Annotated in this window: 17 protein-coding genes; 10 read left to right on the top strand and 7 right to left on the bottom strand. The window is 73.0% G+C overall.

Features of this window, described 5'->3' with window-relative positions:
• Positions 1-308 precede the first annotated feature (308 nt).
• From F8568_RS38240 to F8568_RS38230, 3 genes are all read left to right on the top strand, one after another.
• Positions 309-713 (top strand): DUF3224 domain-containing protein, encoded by a 405-nt coding sequence (locus tag F8568_RS38240; RefSeq protein WP_160573920.1) that lies wholly within the window; start codon positions 309-311, stop codon positions 711-713.
• 45 nt (positions 714-758) lie between these two features.
• Entirely contained in the window at positions 759-1,343 is a 585-nt protein-coding gene (locus F8568_RS38235; RefSeq protein ID WP_151598505.1) for a TetR/AcrR family transcriptional regulator, read from the top strand.
• An 80-nt stretch (positions 1,344-1,423) separates the two neighbouring features.
• Positions 1,424-2,209, top strand: a complete 786-nt coding sequence (locus tag F8568_RS38230; RefSeq protein ID WP_151598504.1) for a site-2 protease family protein — start codon at positions 1,424-1,426, stop codon at positions 2,207-2,209.
• A 3-nt stretch (positions 2,210-2,212) separates the two neighbouring features.
• Here the strand turns inward: F8568_RS38230 and F8568_RS38225 are convergent, their stop codons facing one another.
• Positions 2,213-2,830: a TetR/AcrR family transcriptional regulator gene (locus F8568_RS38225; protein WP_328601205.1), complete on the bottom strand. Its 618-nt coding sequence runs from the start codon at positions 2,828-2,830 to the stop codon at positions 2,213-2,215.
• 108 nt (positions 2,831-2,938) lie between these two features.
• On the opposite strand from F8568_RS38225, the gene F8568_RS38220 reads away from it, so the two are divergent.
• Positions 2,939-3,748 carry an NAD(P)H-binding protein gene (locus F8568_RS38220; RefSeq protein ID WP_151598502.1) on the top strand — a complete coding sequence of 270 codons (810 nt, stop codon included), beginning with the start codon at positions 2,939-2,941 and terminating at the stop codon, positions 3,746-3,748.
• 97 nt (positions 3,749-3,845) lie between these two features.
• On the opposite strand, the gene F8568_RS38215 is transcribed toward F8568_RS38220, so the two are convergent.
• Positions 3,846-4,448 (bottom strand): PadR family transcriptional regulator, encoded by a 603-nt coding sequence (locus F8568_RS38215; RefSeq protein WP_151598501.1) that lies wholly within the window; start codon positions 4,446-4,448, stop codon positions 3,846-3,848.
• Between the two features lie 100 nt (positions 4,449-4,548).
• On the opposite strand from F8568_RS38215, the gene F8568_RS38210 reads away from it, so the two are divergent.
• From F8568_RS38210 to F8568_RS38200, 3 genes are all read left to right on the top strand, one after another.
• Positions 4,549-5,136: a hypothetical protein gene (locus tag F8568_RS38210; protein ID WP_151598500.1), complete on the top strand. Its 588-nt coding sequence runs from the start codon at positions 4,549-4,551 to the stop codon at positions 5,134-5,136.
• A 59-nt stretch (positions 5,137-5,195) separates the two neighbouring features.
• The gene (locus tag F8568_RS38205; RefSeq protein WP_151598499.1) at positions 5,196-6,536 is read left to right on the top strand and encodes a carotenoid oxygenase family protein; all 1,341 of its coding nucleotides are present in this window, start codon (positions 5,196-5,198) and stop codon (positions 6,534-6,536) included.
• A 118-nt stretch (positions 6,537-6,654) separates the two neighbouring features.
• Entirely contained in the window at positions 6,655-8,154 is a 1,500-nt protein-coding gene (locus F8568_RS38200) for an aldehyde dehydrogenase family protein (protein ID WP_151598498.1), read from the top strand.
• 49 nt (positions 8,155-8,203) lie between these two features.
• Here F8568_RS38200 and F8568_RS38195 read toward each other — a convergent pair whose 3' ends face one another.
• Complete coding sequence (locus F8568_RS38195; protein ID WP_151598497.1) at positions 8,204-8,884, bottom strand: SDR family oxidoreductase; 681 nt, start codon at positions 8,882-8,884, stop codon at positions 8,204-8,206.
• Positions 8,885-8,955: 71 nt separating this feature from the next.
• On the opposite strand from F8568_RS38195, the gene F8568_RS38190 reads away from it, so the two are divergent.
• On the top strand, positions 8,956-9,510 hold the full coding sequence (locus tag F8568_RS38190) for a TetR/AcrR family transcriptional regulator (protein WP_202125811.1): 555 nt from the start codon (positions 8,956-8,958) through the stop codon (positions 9,508-9,510).
• Between the two features lie 535 nt (positions 9,511-10,045).
• On the opposite strand, the gene F8568_RS38185 is transcribed toward F8568_RS38190, so the two are convergent.
• Positions 10,046-11,635, bottom strand: a complete 1,590-nt coding sequence (locus tag F8568_RS38185; protein WP_151598496.1) for a GMC family oxidoreductase — start codon at positions 11,633-11,635, stop codon at positions 10,046-10,048.
• Positions 11,636-11,712: 77 nt separating this feature from the next.
• On the opposite strand from F8568_RS38185, the gene F8568_RS38180 reads away from it, so the two are divergent.
• On the top strand, positions 11,713-12,354 hold the full coding sequence (locus tag F8568_RS38180) for a cob(I)yrinic acid a,c-diamide adenosyltransferase (RefSeq protein ID WP_151598495.1): 642 nt from the start codon (positions 11,713-11,715) through the stop codon (positions 12,352-12,354).
• Positions 12,355-12,491: 137 nt separating this feature from the next.
• Positions 12,492-13,430, top strand: a complete 939-nt coding sequence (locus F8568_RS38175) for a DUF4097 family beta strand repeat-containing protein (protein WP_151598494.1) — start codon at positions 12,492-12,494, stop codon at positions 13,428-13,430.
• A 21-nt stretch (positions 13,431-13,451) separates the two neighbouring features.
• On the opposite strand, the gene F8568_RS38170 is transcribed toward F8568_RS38175, so the two are convergent.
• From F8568_RS38170 to F8568_RS38160, 3 genes are all read right to left on the bottom strand, one after another.
• Entirely contained in the window at positions 13,452-15,047 is a 1,596-nt protein-coding gene (locus tag F8568_RS38170; protein ID WP_328601204.1) for a M20/M25/M40 family metallo-hydrolase, read from the bottom strand.
• Between the two features lie 155 nt (positions 15,048-15,202).
• Complete coding sequence (locus F8568_RS38165) at positions 15,203-15,679, bottom strand: DUF2550 domain-containing protein (protein ID WP_151598492.1); 477 nt, start codon at positions 15,677-15,679, stop codon at positions 15,203-15,205.
• Between the two features lie 27 nt (positions 15,680-15,706).
• Positions 15,707-16,093: a F0F1 ATP synthase subunit epsilon gene (locus tag F8568_RS38160; protein WP_151598491.1), complete on the bottom strand. Its 387-nt coding sequence runs from the start codon at positions 16,091-16,093 to the stop codon at positions 15,707-15,709.
• Positions 16,094-16,191: the final 98 nt, after the last annotated feature.

The raw sequence follows: 16,191 nt of genomic DNA, 5'->3' as shown, positions 1-16,191 counted from the left end.
GTCATGGGGGGACGAAGTCCATCGCGAAGCGACGCCGACGGCGCCCTTGACTTTGGTGGGGCGGCCCCGTACGCAAGCGCCACCCCACCACCCGAACACCCCTCCCACCGACGCGCCCGACGCGCCCGCGCGCCCGAACACCCACCGCCGACGCACCCGAACACCCCCTCCCACCGACGCACCCGAACACCCCCTGAAGATCACCGCACACCCCTCTGCCAACCACCAGAAACACCACCAGAATCGCCTGGAGGACACCGGGGCGCGGGGCTCGCACGGTGTTAGGGGCGGCGGGCATCATGGCGGGCATGACCTTCCAAGCGAGCGGCGCTTTCGACATCGACGCGTGGGAAGCCGAGAAGCCCTACGACGAGCAGGGCGGCAACAAGCTGACGCGGGTGCACGTCCGCAAGACGTTCCACGGGGACCTGGTCGGCACCAGCACCAGCGAGCTGATCACGGTCGAGTCGGCGGCCGGGCCGGTGGCGTACGTGGGGATCGAGCACGTGCAAGGGATCCTGCACGGCCGCGAGGGGACGTTCGTGCTGCAGCACAGCGCGGGCACCGAGGACGGCACGTCCGGCACCCAGTGGCTGCGCTGGCTGATCGTGCCGACGTCCGGGACGGTGGAGCTCGCGGGGATCCGCGGCGTCGGGCAGATCACCGTCACCGACGGCGGGCACACCTGGTCGCTGGAGTACACGCTGGACTGACGCGCGGCCGGTGACGGCGCCGGGCCTGCCGGTAATGTTTCGGCCATGCCCCCGGTCAGTACCGACGCGACGCGTGAGCGGATCATCGACGCCGCCGAGGCGTGCTTCTCGCGGTTCGGCGTGGCGAAGACCACGGTGGAGGACATCGCCGCGGCGGCGAAGCTGTCGCGAGCGACGGTGTACCGGGCGGTCAGCGGGGGGCGGGACGAGCTGATTCTCGCGGTGGTGGTGCGGGACCTGCACCGGTTCCTGGACCGGCTGGCGGTGCGGCTGCGCAGTGAGCGGTCGGTGCCGGAGGCGATCGTCGAGGGCACGATGGACGCGGTCGAGTACGTCCGGAACGAGCCGACGATCGCGCACTTCCTGGTGCCGGAGGCGGCGGGGCACATGCAGGCGGCGGTGGCGGGCGCGGCCGAGCACGTCCTGGCGTTGTGCTGCGAGTATGTGCGGCCCTATTTCGAGCAGGCGCAGCGGCAGCGGACGCTGCGTCCCGACATCGAGGTCGAGGGGACGGTGGAGTTCCTGTTCCGGATCATCACATCGCTGATCGTGATGGACCGCGAGCGGGAGCCGGACGACCTGCGCCGCTTCCTGCGCACGTACGTGGTGCCGGGGATCGCGGGGCGCTGATCCGGCGCGGGGACGTGTCCGCGCCTACGAGACGGTAGCTTGCAAGGAATCGACGGCGCGGACCGGAAGGGGTCGGGGCGATGGCTGCGGATTTCACGAGGCGGGGACGTTCGGCGGTGGCGCCGAGCCCGGTGTTCCTCGTCATCGTGGCGGCGACCGTCATCTGCGGCCTGCTGGCCTGGCGGTACGGGGACAACCCGGCCAAGGGGGCGCGGGTCGCGCTGTTCGGTTTCGTGATCGCGGCGTGGGTGCTGTCGCTGTGCGTGCACGAGTTCGGGCACGCCTACATCGCCTACCGGTCCGGTGACCGGAGCGTGGCGGCGAAGGGGTACCTGACGCTGAACCCGCTCAAGTACTCCGACATGCTGCTGAGCTTCCTGATCCCGGTGGTGTTCATCCTGCTGGGCGGGATCGGGCTGCCGGGCGGGGCGGTGTGGATCGAGCGGCACCGCATCCCGGGCCGGCTGCGGCACAGCCTGGTGTCGGCGGCGGGTCCGCTGTCCAACGCCATCTTCGCGATCATGCTGGCGGTGATCTACAAGAACTTCGCGGCGCAGGGCCACGCGGTGTTCTGGCTGGGGTTGGCGTTCCTGGCGTTCCTGCAGGTGACGGCGGCGCTGCTGAACCTGCTGCCGATCCCGGGGCTGGACGGCTTCGGGATCGTCGAGCCGTACCTGCCGCGCCGCCTGGTGGACCAGATCAGCGGGTACGGCGGGTACGCCTTCCTGGTGCTGATCGCGCTGCTGTGGATCGACCCGATCAACCGCGGCTTCTTCCACCTGATCTACCACATCACGGACGCGCTGGGGATCGGCGCCGTCTCGATCGACGTGGGCCACTCGCTCTTCCTGTTCTGGCAGAACTGAGGCCTATTCGGGGCGGGCGGCGAGGTGGCGGACGATGCGGCGGAGCTGTTCGGCGTAGTGCTCCTGGAACTCGGGTGAGTCGGGGCTGACGCCGAAGACGCGGCGGACGGCGTGCGGCAGCACGACGGGCGCGGCGACGACGGCCATCATCACGAGCATGACCGCGGCCGGGTCCAGGTCGTCGGCGAGTTCGCCCTCGGCCTGGCGCCGGACGAGTTCCGACAGGTCCTCGCGCTCGTCCGGCGGCCCGCCGTCGAAGGTGCCGGTGAGGCCGCACAGGGTGCTCAGCCGGGTGCCGCGCGGGTCGTCGAGGGCGTGCCGCAGGTAGCGGACCAGGACCTCGTCGAGGCCGATGCCCGGGTCGTTGAAGCGGGCCTCGGTCTCGCGCCAGCGGCTGGTGATCTCCCGGTACAGGCCTTCCTTGCCGCCGAAGTAGTAGTTGATCAGCTGTTTGTTGAGGCCGGCGCGGTCGGCGATGTCCTGCACGCGGGCGCCCGCGTAGCCCTTGGCGGCGAACTCGTCCAGGGCGGCGTCGAGCAGCAGCCGCCGGGACCGCTCGGCGTCCAGCTTGCGCTCGCCCGGGGCGGGGGCGCGCCGCGGTCTCCTGGTCTCCTCCGTCACGCGTTCATCGTACCGCCCGGCTGACGTCGTCATACATCCAGTTGGTTGACGTCTTCATCCGTTTGGTTGAAGATGGGCCGGACACACCCACGAGAGAGAAGTCGAACGATGATCCTTGTCACCGGAGCCACCGGCAACGTCGGGCGCCACCTCGTCGGCGAGCTGCTCTGCGCGGACGCGAAGGTGCGCGCGCTGACCCGCGCCCCCGCGACCGCGCGGCTGCCCAGTGAGGCCGAGGTCGCCCGTACCGACGAGATGCCGCTGGACGGTGTCACGTCGATGTTCCTCAACCCGGCGGTGTTCTGGAGCGGCCTGGGCGACGTGCTGCAGCGCGCCCGCGACCACGGTGTCCGGCGCGTCGTCATGCTGTCGTCGTCGGCGACGCTCGACGACGATCCGCGCAACGCGATCGGCGCCCACCACCTGGAGGTCGAGCGGGCGATCGAGGCGACCGGCCTGGAGTGGACGTTCGTGCGCCCGGGCGAGTTCGCGACCAACACGCTGGCCTGGGCGGACACGATCCGCGCCGGCGAGCCGGTGCGCGGGCCGTACGCGCGGGCGCGCAGCGCTCCGATCCACGAGCGCGACATCGCCGCCGTCGCCGCGCGGGCCCTGCTGTCGGACGGTCTCGTCGGCGCGAAGCCGGTGCTCAGCGGCCCCGAGGCGCTCACGCACCCGCAGATGGTCGAGATCATCGGCGCGGCCGCCGGGATCCCGGCTCGGTTCGAGGAGATCTCCCCGGAGCAGGCGCGGCAGGAGATGCTGGGCCGCCCCTACATGCGCGAGGAGATCGTGGACACGCTGCTGCGGGCGCGCGCCAAGGCGGTCGACCGCGAGGTGGAGATCTCGCCGGAGGTCGAGCGCATCACCGGACGTCCCGCCCGGACGTTCGCCGAGTGGGCCGCGGACCACTTCTGACGTCCGCGACGCACGAACGCGGTGGCCTCCGCCCTCGGGCGGAGGCCACCGCGGTCCACGGCCGGGCAGGCCCCCGCTTCGCCCGGCCGCATGCCCGTCAGCCCGTGTCCGCCTCGCCCGCACCAGCCCCGCCGCCCGCGCCGCCCGCGCCGGACGCGCCGGACGAGGTTTCGGGGCGGCGTTCGCGGTACTGCTCGCGTGCCCAGACGAACCAGTCGCGGCGCATGGCCATGAACCGCTTGCCGTACTCCATGGTCAGCCGGCCGTTGCCGGTGAGGCCGCCCTCCTCCTCCCAGGGGACGATCTCCTCGAGCCGGGCGAGGTCGTCGACCCGGTTCGAGAGGCCCTCGATCATCCGGTCCAGATAGCCGAGGGCCTCGTCGGGCGCGATCTGGTCGAGGAAGAAGACCCGCATCATCACCTCGTCGCGGCGGTTCGGCTTCGGGTCGGTCTCCACCATCCAGTGGTGCAGTTCGGCCCGGCCCGCGGCGGTGATCGCGTACTCCTTGCGGCCGCGCGGGCCTTCGGCGGACACCTCGATCAGGCCGCCGTCGGTGAGCTTGCCGAGCTCGCCGTAGAGCTGGCTCTGCGTCGCCTGCCAGACCGTACCGAGCGAGATCTCGAACACCTTCATCAGGTCGTATCCGCTGGCGCCGTCCAGCTCGGCGATCAGTCCCAGCAGTGCGTGTCGCAGGCTCATACTTTGATTATGACACGTCGGTGTTGACATGTCGATACAGGAACGTCTAGCTTCTGACATGTCGAACTTGGAACGTCGCTCCCGACGAGAGGCTCGCGCCATGCTGCTCTACTACCTCCGGACCTTCCTTCCGTGGATCCTGCTCGCCGTCGTGAGCGGCTGGAACGACCAGGCCGGCGCGGCGGCCGGCCTGGCGGCGGCCCTCGTCCTGCTCGCCCAGGACCTGCTCAAGGGCCACCGGCTCGACTCGCTGATCCTCGAACTGTCGACCATCGTGTTCATGGCGCTGCTGACCGCACTCTCCTTCGCCGACCCGGACTCGCCCCTGCTGGACTACGGCGCGTCCATGGCGATCGGCTGGCTCGCGCTCACCGCGTGGGGCACCCTCCTCGCCGGACGGCCCTTCACCGAGGGCGTCGGCCGCCGCGGCGTCAGCGCCGAGATCGCCGCGACGGACCTGTTCAAGCGCATCACCGCCGTCATCGCGATCGTCTGGGCGATCAGCTTCACCGTCGTGGCGCTCGTCCTGGCCTACGTGCAGCACGCCGCGCCGGACAACACCGCGCTGCTGGTCGCCACGAAGATCGCCGGCTTCACCGTCCCGATCGTCTTCACCATCCGCTACCCCGAGATCGCGCAGAAGCGGTACTTCGCCCGCCACGGCATCGACCGCCAGATCGTGCGATGACCCGGCCCGCACAGGGCACGCCCAGGTAGGCCCCTCGACCGCGCAGCGGAGGACAGGACATGGAGACGACACAGAACGCCGGCTGGCTCGAGGGCGCGCTCGCCCCCGTCCCGGACGAGATCGACGCCGCGGACCTCGAGGTCACCGGAGCGCTCCCGCCCGAGCTGACCGGACGGTACTTCCGCAACGGGCCGAACCCGCTGCCGGGCCGGCCGAGCGGCCACTGGTTCACCGGACCCGGGATGATCCACGGCGTGCGGCTGCGCGGCGGGCGTGCCGAGTGGTACCGCAACCGCTGGGTGCGGACGAAGACGTTCCTCGACGAGAACGCCCGGTTCGTCGGGGACGACGGGACGCTCGACCTCACCGCCGTGCCCGCCAACACCCACGTCGTCCCGCACGGCGACAAGATCCTGGCGCTGGTCGAGATCGGCTTTCCCTACGAGGTCGCGCCGGAGCTCGGGACGGCCGGGCCGTGCGACTTCGGCGGGACGCTCACCACCGCGATGACCGCGCATCCCAAGCAGGACCCGGTGACCGGCGAGCTGCTGTTCTTCGGGTACGGCGTGCTCCCGCCGTACCTGACGTACCACCGGCTGTCGGCCGACGGGGCGCGGGTCGTGGAGAGCCGCGAGATCGAGGTCCCGGGCCCGACGATGATGCACGACTTCGCGATCACCGAGAACCACGTGGTCTGGCTCGACCTGCCCGTGGTGTTCGATCTGGATCTGGCGCTGGGCGGCGGCGGCATGCCGTTCCGCTGGGACGACTCCTACGGCGCCCGGCTGGGCGTCATGCGGCGGGACGCGCCCGGCGACGTCCGGTGGTTCGACGTCGACCCGTGCTACGTCTTCCATGTCGGCAACGCCCACGAGGACCCGGCCGGGCGGATCGTGCTGGACGGCGTCCGGTACCGGCCGGAGGACTTCGCCGCCACCTGGCGGGAGATCGGCGGCTCCGCGAACCCGGCGGGCGACGCGGCCCGGTCCGAGAGCGCGCACCTGCACAGCTGGACGCTGGACCCCGCCACCGGACGCGCCGCCGAGGAGCGGCTCGACGACCGGAACGTGGAGTTCCCGACCCACGACGACGCCCGGACCGGCCGCCGCCACCGTTTCCTCTACACGGTCGCCCGGGGCGCCCTCGTGAAGTACGACCTGCGCGACGGCTCGTCGTCCGTCCTCGAGTTCGGACAGGACGCGTCCGTGGGCGAGGCGGTCTTCGTCCCCGCCGAGGGGGCGCGCGGGGAGGACGAGGGCTGGCTGCTGTCGATCGTCTCCGGGGCCTCCAGCGCCGAGCTCGTCGTCCTGGACGCGGCGGACCTGTCGCGGACGGCGAGCGTGCGGCTGCCCCGGCGGGTCCCCGCGGGATTCCACGGCAGCTGGATCCCGGACGCCTGAGCGGGCCCGGACCGGCACGGACCGGCCGGGGCCGGGACACCCGGCCGCCTAGAGTGGTTTACTAGCGAGTACGCATGTGCAAGTAACCACTTACCAGGCTCCTTCCGGGAGGTTCCGCATGTCCGTGGCCACGGAGAGCACCGAGACCTTCGCGTCCCTGAACCCGGCCACCGGCGAGGTCGTCGGCGAGCACCCCGTGCACGGCGCCGCCGCCGTCGCGCAGGCGCTCGGCCGGGCCCGCGAGGCGGCCGGCTGGTGGCGCGCCCTCGGCTGGAAGGAGCGCCGCCTCCGGCTGCTCAACGTCAAGGGCGCGCTCACCCGCAACCTCAACCGGATGGCCGAGCTCATCCACCAGGAGACCGGCAAGCCGGTGCAGGACGCCCAGCTGGAGACGATCATGGCGATCTCCCATCTGGACTGGGCCGCCCGCAACGCGCGCAAGATCCTCGGCCCGCGCACCGTCTACCCCGGCCTCATGGCCATCAACCAGCGCTGCGAGCTGGAGTACCAGCCGCTCGGCGTGGTCGGCGTGATCGGCCCGTGGAACTACCCGATCTTCACCCCGATGGGCTCGATCGCCTACGCGCTCGCCGCCGGCAACGCCGTGGTGTTCAAGCCGTCGGAGTTCACCCCCGGCGTCGGGCTGCTGCTCGCCGAGCTGGTCGAGGGCGTGGTCCCCGAGCACCCGGTGCTGCAGGTCGTCACCGGCCTCGGCCCGACCGGCGCCGCGCTCGCCTCGTCCCCGGACGTCGACAAGATCGCCTTCACCGGCTCCGGCCGCACCGCCAAGCGGGTGATGGCCGCGTGCGCCGAGAACCTCACCCCGATCGTCGCCGAGTGCGGCGGCAAGGACGCCTGCATCGTCGACTCCGACGCCGACCTGGACGCCGCCGCCGACGCCGCGCTGTGGGGCGCGATGTCCAACGCCGGCCAGACCTGCATCGGCGTCGAGCGGATCTACGTGCTCGACGACGTCTACGACCGCTTCCTCGGCAAGCTCACCGACAAGGCCAAGGACCTGCGGCCCGGCTTCGACCGCGAGGCCGCCTACGGCCCGATCACCATGCCCGGCCAGCTCGACATCATCGAGCGGCACATCAAGGACGCCCTGGACAAGGGCGGCAAGGCCGTCGTCGGCGGCGCCGAGTCGGTCCGCAAGCCCTACGTCGAGCCGGTCGTGCTGACCGATGTGCCGGACGACTCGTCCGCCGTCCGCGAGGAGACGTTCGGCCCGACGATCACCGTCCACCGCGTCAAGGACCTGGACGAGGCGGTCGAGAAGGCGAACGGGACCGGCTACGGCCTCGCCGGGACGATCTTCTCCGGGAGCAGGGCCCGCGCGCTGGACGCCGCCCGCCGGATGCGCTCCGGCATGACGTCCATCAACGCGTTCGCCGCGTTCGCGCAGGTCGCGGCCCTGCCGTTCGGCGGCGTCGGCGAGTCGGGCTTCGGCCGCATCCACGGCGCGGACGGGCTGCGCGAGTTCGCCCGCCCGAAGGCCATCACCCGGCAGCGGTTCGCGACCATGAACCTGACCTCGTTCGGGCGCACCGAGAAGGAGATGGCGCGCGTCCTCGGCCTGATCAACATGATCCACGGCCGCCGCTACAAGCGCTGACGCCGGAGCGGTGCCCGCCGGGCGCGGGCACCGCTGCCCGCGCCGCCGCTCAGGCGACGGTGAAGCCGCCGTCCACGGGGAGGATGGTGCCGGTCACGTAGGACGCGCCGACGAGGTAGGCGATCGCCTCGGCGACGTCCTCGGCGGTGCCGACCCGCTTCACCGCGAGCCCGCCCGCGGCCTCGGCGAACTGCGCCTCGCGGTGCTCGTCCGGCAGGAACGACCACCACGGGGTGTCGACGACTCCGGGCGCGACCGCGTTCACCCGGACCGGCGACAGCTCGGCGGCCAGCGGCGACACGATCCGCTCGATCGCGCCGTTCACCGCGGCGAGCGCCGCCGAGCCCGGCACGGCCGAGCGGGCGGTCGCCGCCGACACGAAGGTGATCGAGCCGGTCACCTGCGCGTGCTGGATCGCCGACAGGTACGGGAACAGCTTCCCGTCGAACGCGGCCCGGACGTCGGCCAGCTTCGTCTGCCCGATCGGGCCGAGGCCGACGGCGCCGGGGCTGAAGGCGAGCACCAGGTGGTCGAACGCGCCGGTCCGCGCGAAGAACGCGGCCACGGCCTCCTCGTCGGTTCCGTCGACCTGCTCCGCGGTCGCGGACTTCACCGCGGCGAACTTCCCGGTGTCCCGGCCGGTGACGATGACCTCGGCGTCCCGTGCCGCCAGCAGTTCGGCGGCGGCCAGCCCGATGCCGGACGTGCCGCCCATGATCACAACGCGCATCTCCGCGCCTCCATTTCAAGACGTAACGTCTCGATACTAAATCGAGACGCGACGTCTTGTAAAATGCCCGCATGGGACGGCCACGCAGCGAGACGGCACGGCGCGCGATCCTCGACGCCGCGATGAGCGAGCTCCAGGAGCACGGCTACGCCGCCCTGACCATGCAGGGCATCGCCGCGACCGCCGGCGTCGGCAAGCAGACGATCTACCGCTGGTGGCCGTCCAAGGCCGACGTCGTCCTGGACGGCCTGGTCGAGCTCGCCGACAAGCGCATCACCGTCCCCGACACCGGCTCCCTGCCCGGCGACCTCACCGCGTTCCTCGCCGCGACGTTCAAGGAGCGCGGCCAGCGGCCCGTCCTCATCGGGCTGATGGCCGAGGCTCTCCTCGACCCCGCGTTCGCCCGCGCGTTCCGCGACCGGTTCCTGTTCTCCCGCCGCGCCGCGCTGCGCGGCATCCTCGACCGCGCCGCCGAGCGCGGCGAGATCGCCGCCGGCACCGACCCCGAGCTGCTGATGGACATCGTCTACGGCGTGCTGTGGTACCGGCTCATGCTCGACCACGCGCCGCTGGACGAGGCCACCGGCCGCGACCTCACCGGCCTCCTCATCCGCGCCGTTTCCTGACCCCGAGCCCGCCCGCCTAAGGCGTCCCGGCGCCCCGTACACCGCCCCCTAAGGCGACTCAGCCTCGGGCGCCGCGAACTAAGGCGCCCTAAGGCGCGTGAATAGGGCGTCGTCCCGATGTGGGCCCTGGGGCCTTAGGACGAACCTTGTACATGTCGGGCCAAGAGGGGCCCGGCGGAGACAAGGAGCAGGACATGTACAGCACGGACATCAGCCGGGTCATCATCGCCGACCGCGTGCGCGAGCGGCAGACCGAGGCGCGCAACGCCCGCCGCGCCCGCATCGCCAAGGCGCTCAAGCGCTGACGCGCGACCCGTCCAGAAACCGAACGAACGGAAGGAGCCGACCATGATCAGCCACGAGTTCATCAAGATCGCCGGAGAGGACCGGGCGCGCCGGCTGCGGGCCGAGGCCCGCGAGGCGCGCCGCGCCCGCCTGGCGAAGGCGCTCAAGCGGTGACGCCCGCACAGCGACCCGACCCGCCGACGCCCCCGTCATCCGACGGGGGCGTTCTCCTTTTCCCGGCCGCTTCCGATCAGCGGTTCGCGGGGCGCAGCGGGGCCCGGCCGCGGATGAGGTCGGCGGCGCGCTCGGCGATGGCGATGGTCGGGGCGTTGGTGTTGCCGCGCGGCACCGACGGCATGACGGAGGCGTCCACGACCCGCAGGCCGTCGACACCGCGGACGCGCAGCTCCGGGTCGCAGACGGCGCCGTCCGAGCCGCCCATCGCGCAGGTGCTCGTCGGGTGGAACAGCGTCGCGCACTCGCGGCGGACGAACGCGGCGAGCTCCTCGTCGTCCTGGACGCGCTCGCCGGGCGCGTGCTCGCCGCCGGCGAGCTGGGCGAGCGGGCCGACCGCGGCGATCTCGCGGGCCTGCCGGACGCCCGCGACCAGGACGTCCAGGTCGGCCTTCTCGGACAGGTACGCGGGGTCGATCAGCGGCTTGGCGTACGGGCTCGCGGACCGCAGCGTCAGCGACCCCCGGCTCGCGACCGCGACGGCGGTGACCAGCACCGACAGCAGCCGCTGGGACGGCTCGACGAGCCCCTGGTCGACGAACGGGGTCGGCAGCACGTGGTACTGCAGGTCGGGCGCGGGAAGGCCGTCGACCGTGCGGACGAACCCGCCCGCCTCGGCGAGGTTCGACGCGTACGGGCCGCGCGCGAGGGCCGTGTAGAGCGCGAGCGCGCGGGCGTTCGCCAGCTCCCACAGCGACCTGGTGCGCGGGGTCGCGAACATGACGTTGACGAACGGATGGTCCTGCAGCCCCTGGCCGACCGGGGCGTCGACGACGACGTCGATGCCGTGCGCGCGCAGGTGCCCGGCAGGGCCGACGCCCGACAGCATCAGCAGCTGCGGGCTGTTCACCGAGCCGCCGGACAGGATGACCTCCGTGGAGGCGCGCGCCTCCACGGTCTCCCCGCGCGCCTCGTACCGGACGCCGGCCGCCCGGCCGTTCTCGATCAGGACGCGGGTGGCGAGCGCGTCGGTGACGACGGTGAGGTTGGGGCGCCGCAGCGCCGGACGCAGGTAGCCGTCGGCGGCCGACCAGCGCCGCCCGCGCCGCTGCGTGACCTGGTAGAACCCGACGCCGTCCTGGTCGGCGCCGTTGAAGTCGGGGTTCGCGGCGAGCCCGAACGCCATCGCCGACCGCACCCACGCCCGCGTCAGCGGGTGCTTGTAGCGCAGGTCCTCGACGCGGAGGGGGCCGCCGGTGCCGTGGTAGGGCGTCGCGATGCGCTGCTGGTCCTCGGCCCGGCGGAAGTAGGGCAGCAGGTCCTCGTAGCCCCAGCCGTCGCAGCCGTGGACGTCCCGCCAGGTGTCGTAGTCGTACCGGCTCCCGCGGATGTAGATCATCGCGTTGGTGGACGAGCTGCCGCCGAGCGCGCGGCCGCGCGGCCAGTACACGGCGCGGCCGGCGGCGTGCTCCTGCGGGACGGTCGTGTAGTCCCAGTCGTACGGGCCCTTGATCAGGCTCGCGACCGCCGCCGGGATGCGGATCTCCGGCGCGTCGTCGGGCGGCCCGGCCTCCAGCAGCAGCACCTTCGCCGACGGGTCCTGTGACAGCCGGGCGGCCAGCACGCAGCCGGCGCTGCCCGCACCGACGATCACGTAGTCGTACACGAAACGAACACTACCGAACGGTTTTCCAACGTCACCGTGCCGCAGGGGCCGGTCGGGCCGGCGCTAGTGTGACGGCCATGGCGAAGAACAGGGAGACCCCCGTCGTCCTCTCCCGGATCTACACCCGGACCGGCGACGACGGCAGCACCGCGCTCGGCGACGCGTCCCGGACGAGCAAGACCGACCCCCGCCTGGCCGCCTACGCCGACGTGGAGGAGGCGAACGCCGCGATCGGCGCGGCCCTCGCGCTCGGGGACCTGCCCGACGCGTTGAAGGCGCTGCTGACCCGCGTGCAGAACGACATGTTCGACGTGGGCGCCGACCTGTGCGCGCCGGTGGTGGCCGACCCCGAGTACCCGCCGCTGCGCGTCGACCCGTCCTACATCGAGCGGCTCGAGGCGGCCTGCGACGAGCACAACGCGGACCTGCCGGCGCTGCGCAGCTTCATCCTGCCCGGCGGCTCCCCCGGCGCGGCGCTGCTGCACGTCGCGCGGACGGTGACGCGGCGCGCCGAGCGGTCCGCCTGGGCCGCGCTGGAGGCGCACGGCGCCGCTCCCATCGGCGAATCGGGCGACGCCGTCCCGGACGCCGCGGACCGGGGCGTCAACCCGCTCACCGCCAAGTACCTCAACCGCCTGTCGGACCTGCTGTTCATCCTGTGCCGCGTCGCGAACGCCGAGCACGGCGACGTGCTGTGGAAGCCCGGCGGCGAGCGCTGACCCGCGCCGTCCGCCGCCGCGGGAGGTGGGGTTAGCCCCACCCCGGGAACGCCTGCCCGCCTCCTGTCGGCGCGGTCCGCCGTCCGGCAGGCTGTTGCGGGACGGGGTGGAAGGCGACCGGCGGAAAGAGACGCGACGTGAAGACTCTCGCGGGAGCGGCGGCACTGGCCGGCACGATGGCGGTGGCGAGCGCGGCGGTGGCGGGCTGCGGGCTCAGCTTCAGCCGCCACGCCGAGGACCGCTCCTACACCGCGCCGGCGGGCGTCGCCGCGCTCAAGGTGTCGCCGGGCGACGGGTCGGTGCAGATCACCGCCTCCGACTCCCCCGGCATCAAGGTCACCGAGCATCTGCGCTGGTCCAACGACCGCAACAAGCCGAAGCCGCGGCACACCGTGGACGGGCGGACGCTGTCGCTGTCGGCGAAGTGCGGGCACAGCGTGATCGGCTCCAACCCGTGCCGGATCTCCTACCGGATCCAGGTGCCGCGCGCCACGGCCGTCGACGTGCGCGGCGGCGCCGGATCGATCAGGGTCACCGGCCTGGCCGGACCGGTGCGGCTGCGCGGGGACACCGGCGCGGTCACCGCGACCGACCTGCGCACGTCCTCGGCCACGCTCAGCGCCGGACCGGGGAACGTCCGGGTGACGGGCCGCGCCGGCACCGCCGACCTGCGCACCGACACCGGCTCGATCAACGCCGCCGGCCTGGTGTCCGACCGGCTGACGGCGCATGCCGGCAGCGGCGGCGTCCGGCTCGGCGGCCGGATCGCCTCCGTCGAGGTGCGCACCGACACGGGCGCGCTGAGGGCGGACGGCCTCACCACCGACCGGCTGGCCGTCACGACCGGCACCGGCCCGATCGCGCTCGGCTTCGCCAGGGCGCCGAGCGTCGTGCGGGCGACGAGCGACACCGGTTCCGTCCGGCTGCGGCTGCCCGCCGCCCAGCCCTACGCGGTCACGCTGACCACCGACACCGGCGGCAAGCAGGTCGCCCCCGGCATCCACCAGGACTCGGCGGCGTCCCGGCACGTGACGATCGAGACCGGCAGCGGCGACATCTCCATCAGGCCCGCCTGACCCGTCCGCGACGCGGCCCGCTCACCGGACCAGGTGAGGGCCCTGCCATTCGGGCAGGTACGGGGCCGCCGGGACCGCCAGCACGCGCGCCTCCCCGTTCACGGGCAGGGTGCTGGCGGCGAACCGCTGCGTCACGTACGCGACGGCGTCGACGTTGGTGTCGAGCAGCTTGAGGTCCACGTTCTTCATCCGGTCGCACTTGGCGTGGTAGCACGGGTCGTACGCCTTGCCGGCCTTCCCGCCGTACGCCTTGGCCTCCGCGGCCGTCTTCACGCCCTCCGCGCCCGTCTCGATGCCGCCCGCCGGGATGCCCTTCGCGACGAACGGACCGTAGTCCGACCGCCCGGTGAACGGCGTCTGCGTCACCGGCAGGCGCCGTCCGGCGAAGTAGTCCCGGAACGTCTTCTCGATCGCGCCGGACCCGGCGGGCGGGACGGCACCGGCCCGCGCGGACCGGTCGCCGTCGTAGACGGCGCGGAGGCCGTTCGGCGAGCCGAGCATGTCGAAGTTCAGGGCCAGGGCGATCCGGCGCCGCCCGGCCGCGCCGAGCGACTTCACGTAGTGCGCCGACCCGACGAGGCCCTCCTCCTCGGCGCCCCACCACGCGAACCGCACCCGGTTCCGCAGGTCCTTGCCGTCCAGCTTGCCGATCTTCTGCGCGACGGCGAGCAGCGCCGCCGCGCCCGTCGCGTTGTCGTTGATGCCGGGCCCCGCCGGGACGCTGTCGAGGTGCGCGCCGACGAGCACGACGTTGCCCGCCCGGCCGCGCCGCGTGTCGGCGATGACGTTGCTCGCCGACTTCTTCCCGTGCACGGCGTCGGTCTTCACCCGCAGCTTCAGGCCGCCCTTCTTCGCGGCCTTCGCCAGCGCGGTCCCGACCCGGTAGGACGGGCCCACCACCGGGATCGGCGCGAGCTTCTGCACCGTCCCGTTCACCGGGCCCTTCTCGCCCGGCTTGTTGTAGATGACCGCGGCGGCGGCGCCCGCGGCCCGCGCCTTGGCGACCTTCGTCGCGAACGAACACGTCCCGCGCTGCATCAGTGCGATCGAGCCCTTGCGGAAGCGCGCGAAGTCGCCGCTCTCGCAGCCGCTCGTCCCCTCGCCCGACGCGGGAACGTCCACCGCCTCCACGCGCGCGGTCACGGCGCCCGTGCCCGAGTAGGCGAACGTCAGGAAGTCCGTCCCGACCTTGTAGGACGCCTTGGACGGCGCCACCCGCGCCAGCACCGGGGCCGAGCGTTCCCGCCAGTACGGGAACGTGAACCGCTGCACCTTCGGCTTGAACCCGGCCTTCTTCAGCCGTGCCACGACGTACCGGACGGAGACCGCGAACCCCGGCCCGCCGACCGCGCGGTTCCCGCCGTTGTAGTCGGCGATCTCCTGGAACGCGGACAGGTGCCGCCGGACGTCCTTCAGCCTGACCAGCGCCGCCAGGTCGGGCGCCTGCGGCCTCGGCGCGGACGGCGCCGCCGCCAGTGCACGTGCCGCGGACGCGGCCCGCAGCTCCGGCTCGGCGGACCGGGACGGCCCCGCCTGGACACCGGGGCCGACGGCGGCCAGCGCACCCGGGACGGCGGCGGACAGCGCCACGGCGGCGCCGGTGAGCAGCTTGCGCACGTGCACTCCTGCGGGAACGGGAACGGAGCTCCGACCAGCGCCGATCATGGCTCCGCGCCCCGCCCGCCTCAAGCGGCACCGCGGCGGCCCGGCCGTATCGATACCGCGGCCTTACCCTCCGCGACCCTCCGCGACCCCAGCCCGGCCGCCGCGCCTCACTCCGGCGGGTGCACCTCGACCGGGAAGCCGGGCGGTGCGGCCTCCAGCCACGCCAGGAACCCGGTCAGCGCCGCCGCGCCCATCGCCAGCTCCATCACCCGCGTGCCGTCCCGGACCTCGATCACGCTCACGTCCGGCAGCAGGCCGTCCGCCTCGTCCGGGCCGGGCGTCCGGCGGTTGGACACGACGAGGCCCCGGCGGTGGATCACCTGCCGGGGCCTTCTCCGGAAACCGAACACGCGGTGCCAGTGCAGCTCGTCGCCCCGGTACCGGCCGATACCGAGGCGCCACACCCCCGGGGCGGACTCCGGGCCCGCGCCCTCGGCGGGCAGTGTGCGCAGGCTGCACTCCACCGCGCCGCCGCCGCGGACGAACAGCCAGCGGCGCACGGCCATCACCACGAACACGAGCGCGGCCACCAGGACGAGCCCGGCGAGCACCCCGCCCGCGTCAACTGCCAGGTGCCCGCCCAAGTCCCCCCGCCGTTCGCTCGCTGAAAACTAGACCTCGATGCCCGCCGCGCGCAGCCGCGCCCGGGCCCGCCGCTCGGGCGTCGCGTCGTCGTCGCCGGCGGCCATCGCGTCCTCCAGCGCCTGCCGCGCGTGCTGGACGTCGATCTCCTCGCCCATCTCGGCCTGCTCGGCCAGGATCGCGACCTCGTCGCCCGCGACGGAGAAGAACCCGCTGCCGACCATCGCGCTGACCCGCTCGCCGCCGTCGGCCGGCTCGATGGTCACCACGCTGCCGTCCAACAGCACGCCGAGCACCGGGGCGTGGCCCGGCAGGATGCCGAGCGAGCCCTCGATGGTCTGCGCGACCACCGTCTTGGCCTCGCCGGACCAGATCTCGCGCTCCGGCGAGACCAGCCCGACCTTCAGGGTTGCCACGTCTCAATCCTCCGAATACTGGAGCGGTTCCGGCGGGGGGGCCCGCCCCGGGCGGGGGGGGGGCCCCCCCCCGCGGGCCAACATAGACCCCCAACGGG

The sequence above is a fragment of the Actinomadura physcomitrii genome, assembly GCF_008923205.2.
GTDB classification, from domain to species: domain Bacteria; phylum Actinomycetota; class Actinomycetes; order Streptosporangiales; family Streptosporangiaceae; genus Spirillospora; species Spirillospora physcomitrii.
Note: the sequence above shows the minus strand (reverse complement) of the source record. Positions and strands in the feature narration are given on the sequence as shown.

Bases quoted from the DNA above. Each gene is read 5' to 3' on its own strand.
- F8568_RS38240 (WP_160573920.1), top strand. From the start codon at position 309: ATGACCTTCCAAGCGAGCGGCGCTTTCGACATCGACGCGTGGGAAGCC.
- F8568_RS38235 (WP_151598505.1), top strand. From the start codon at position 759: ATGCCCCCGGTCAGTACCGACGCGACGCGTGAGCGGATCATCGACGCC.
- F8568_RS38230 (WP_151598504.1), top strand. From the start codon at position 1,424: ATGGCTGCGGATTTCACGAGGCGGGGACGTTCGGCGGTGGCGCCGAGC.
- F8568_RS38220 (WP_151598502.1), top strand. From the start codon at position 2,939: ATGATCCTTGTCACCGGAGCCACCGGCAACGTCGGGCGCCACCTCGTC.
- F8568_RS38215 (WP_151598501.1), bottom strand. From the start codon at position 4,448: ATGAGCCTGCGACACGCACTGCTGGGACTGATCGCCGAGCTGGACGGC.
- F8568_RS38210 (WP_151598500.1), top strand. From the start codon at position 4,549: ATGCTGCTCTACTACCTCCGGACCTTCCTTCCGTGGATCCTGCTCGCC.
- F8568_RS38205 (WP_151598499.1), top strand. From the start codon at position 5,196: ATGGAGACGACACAGAACGCCGGCTGGCTCGAGGGCGCGCTCGCCCCC.
- F8568_RS38200 (WP_151598498.1), top strand. From the start codon at position 6,655: ATGTCCGTGGCCACGGAGAGCACCGAGACCTTCGCGTCCCTGAACCCG.
- F8568_RS38195 (WP_151598497.1), bottom strand. From the start codon at position 8,884: ATGCGCGTTGTGATCATGGGCGGCACGTCCGGCATCGGGCTGGCCGCC.
- F8568_RS38190 (WP_202125811.1), top strand. From the start codon at position 8,956: ATGGGACGGCCACGCAGCGAGACGGCACGGCGCGCGATCCTCGACGCC.
- F8568_RS38180 (WP_151598495.1), top strand. From the start codon at position 11,713: ATGGCGAAGAACAGGGAGACCCCCGTCGTCCTCTCCCGGATCTACACC.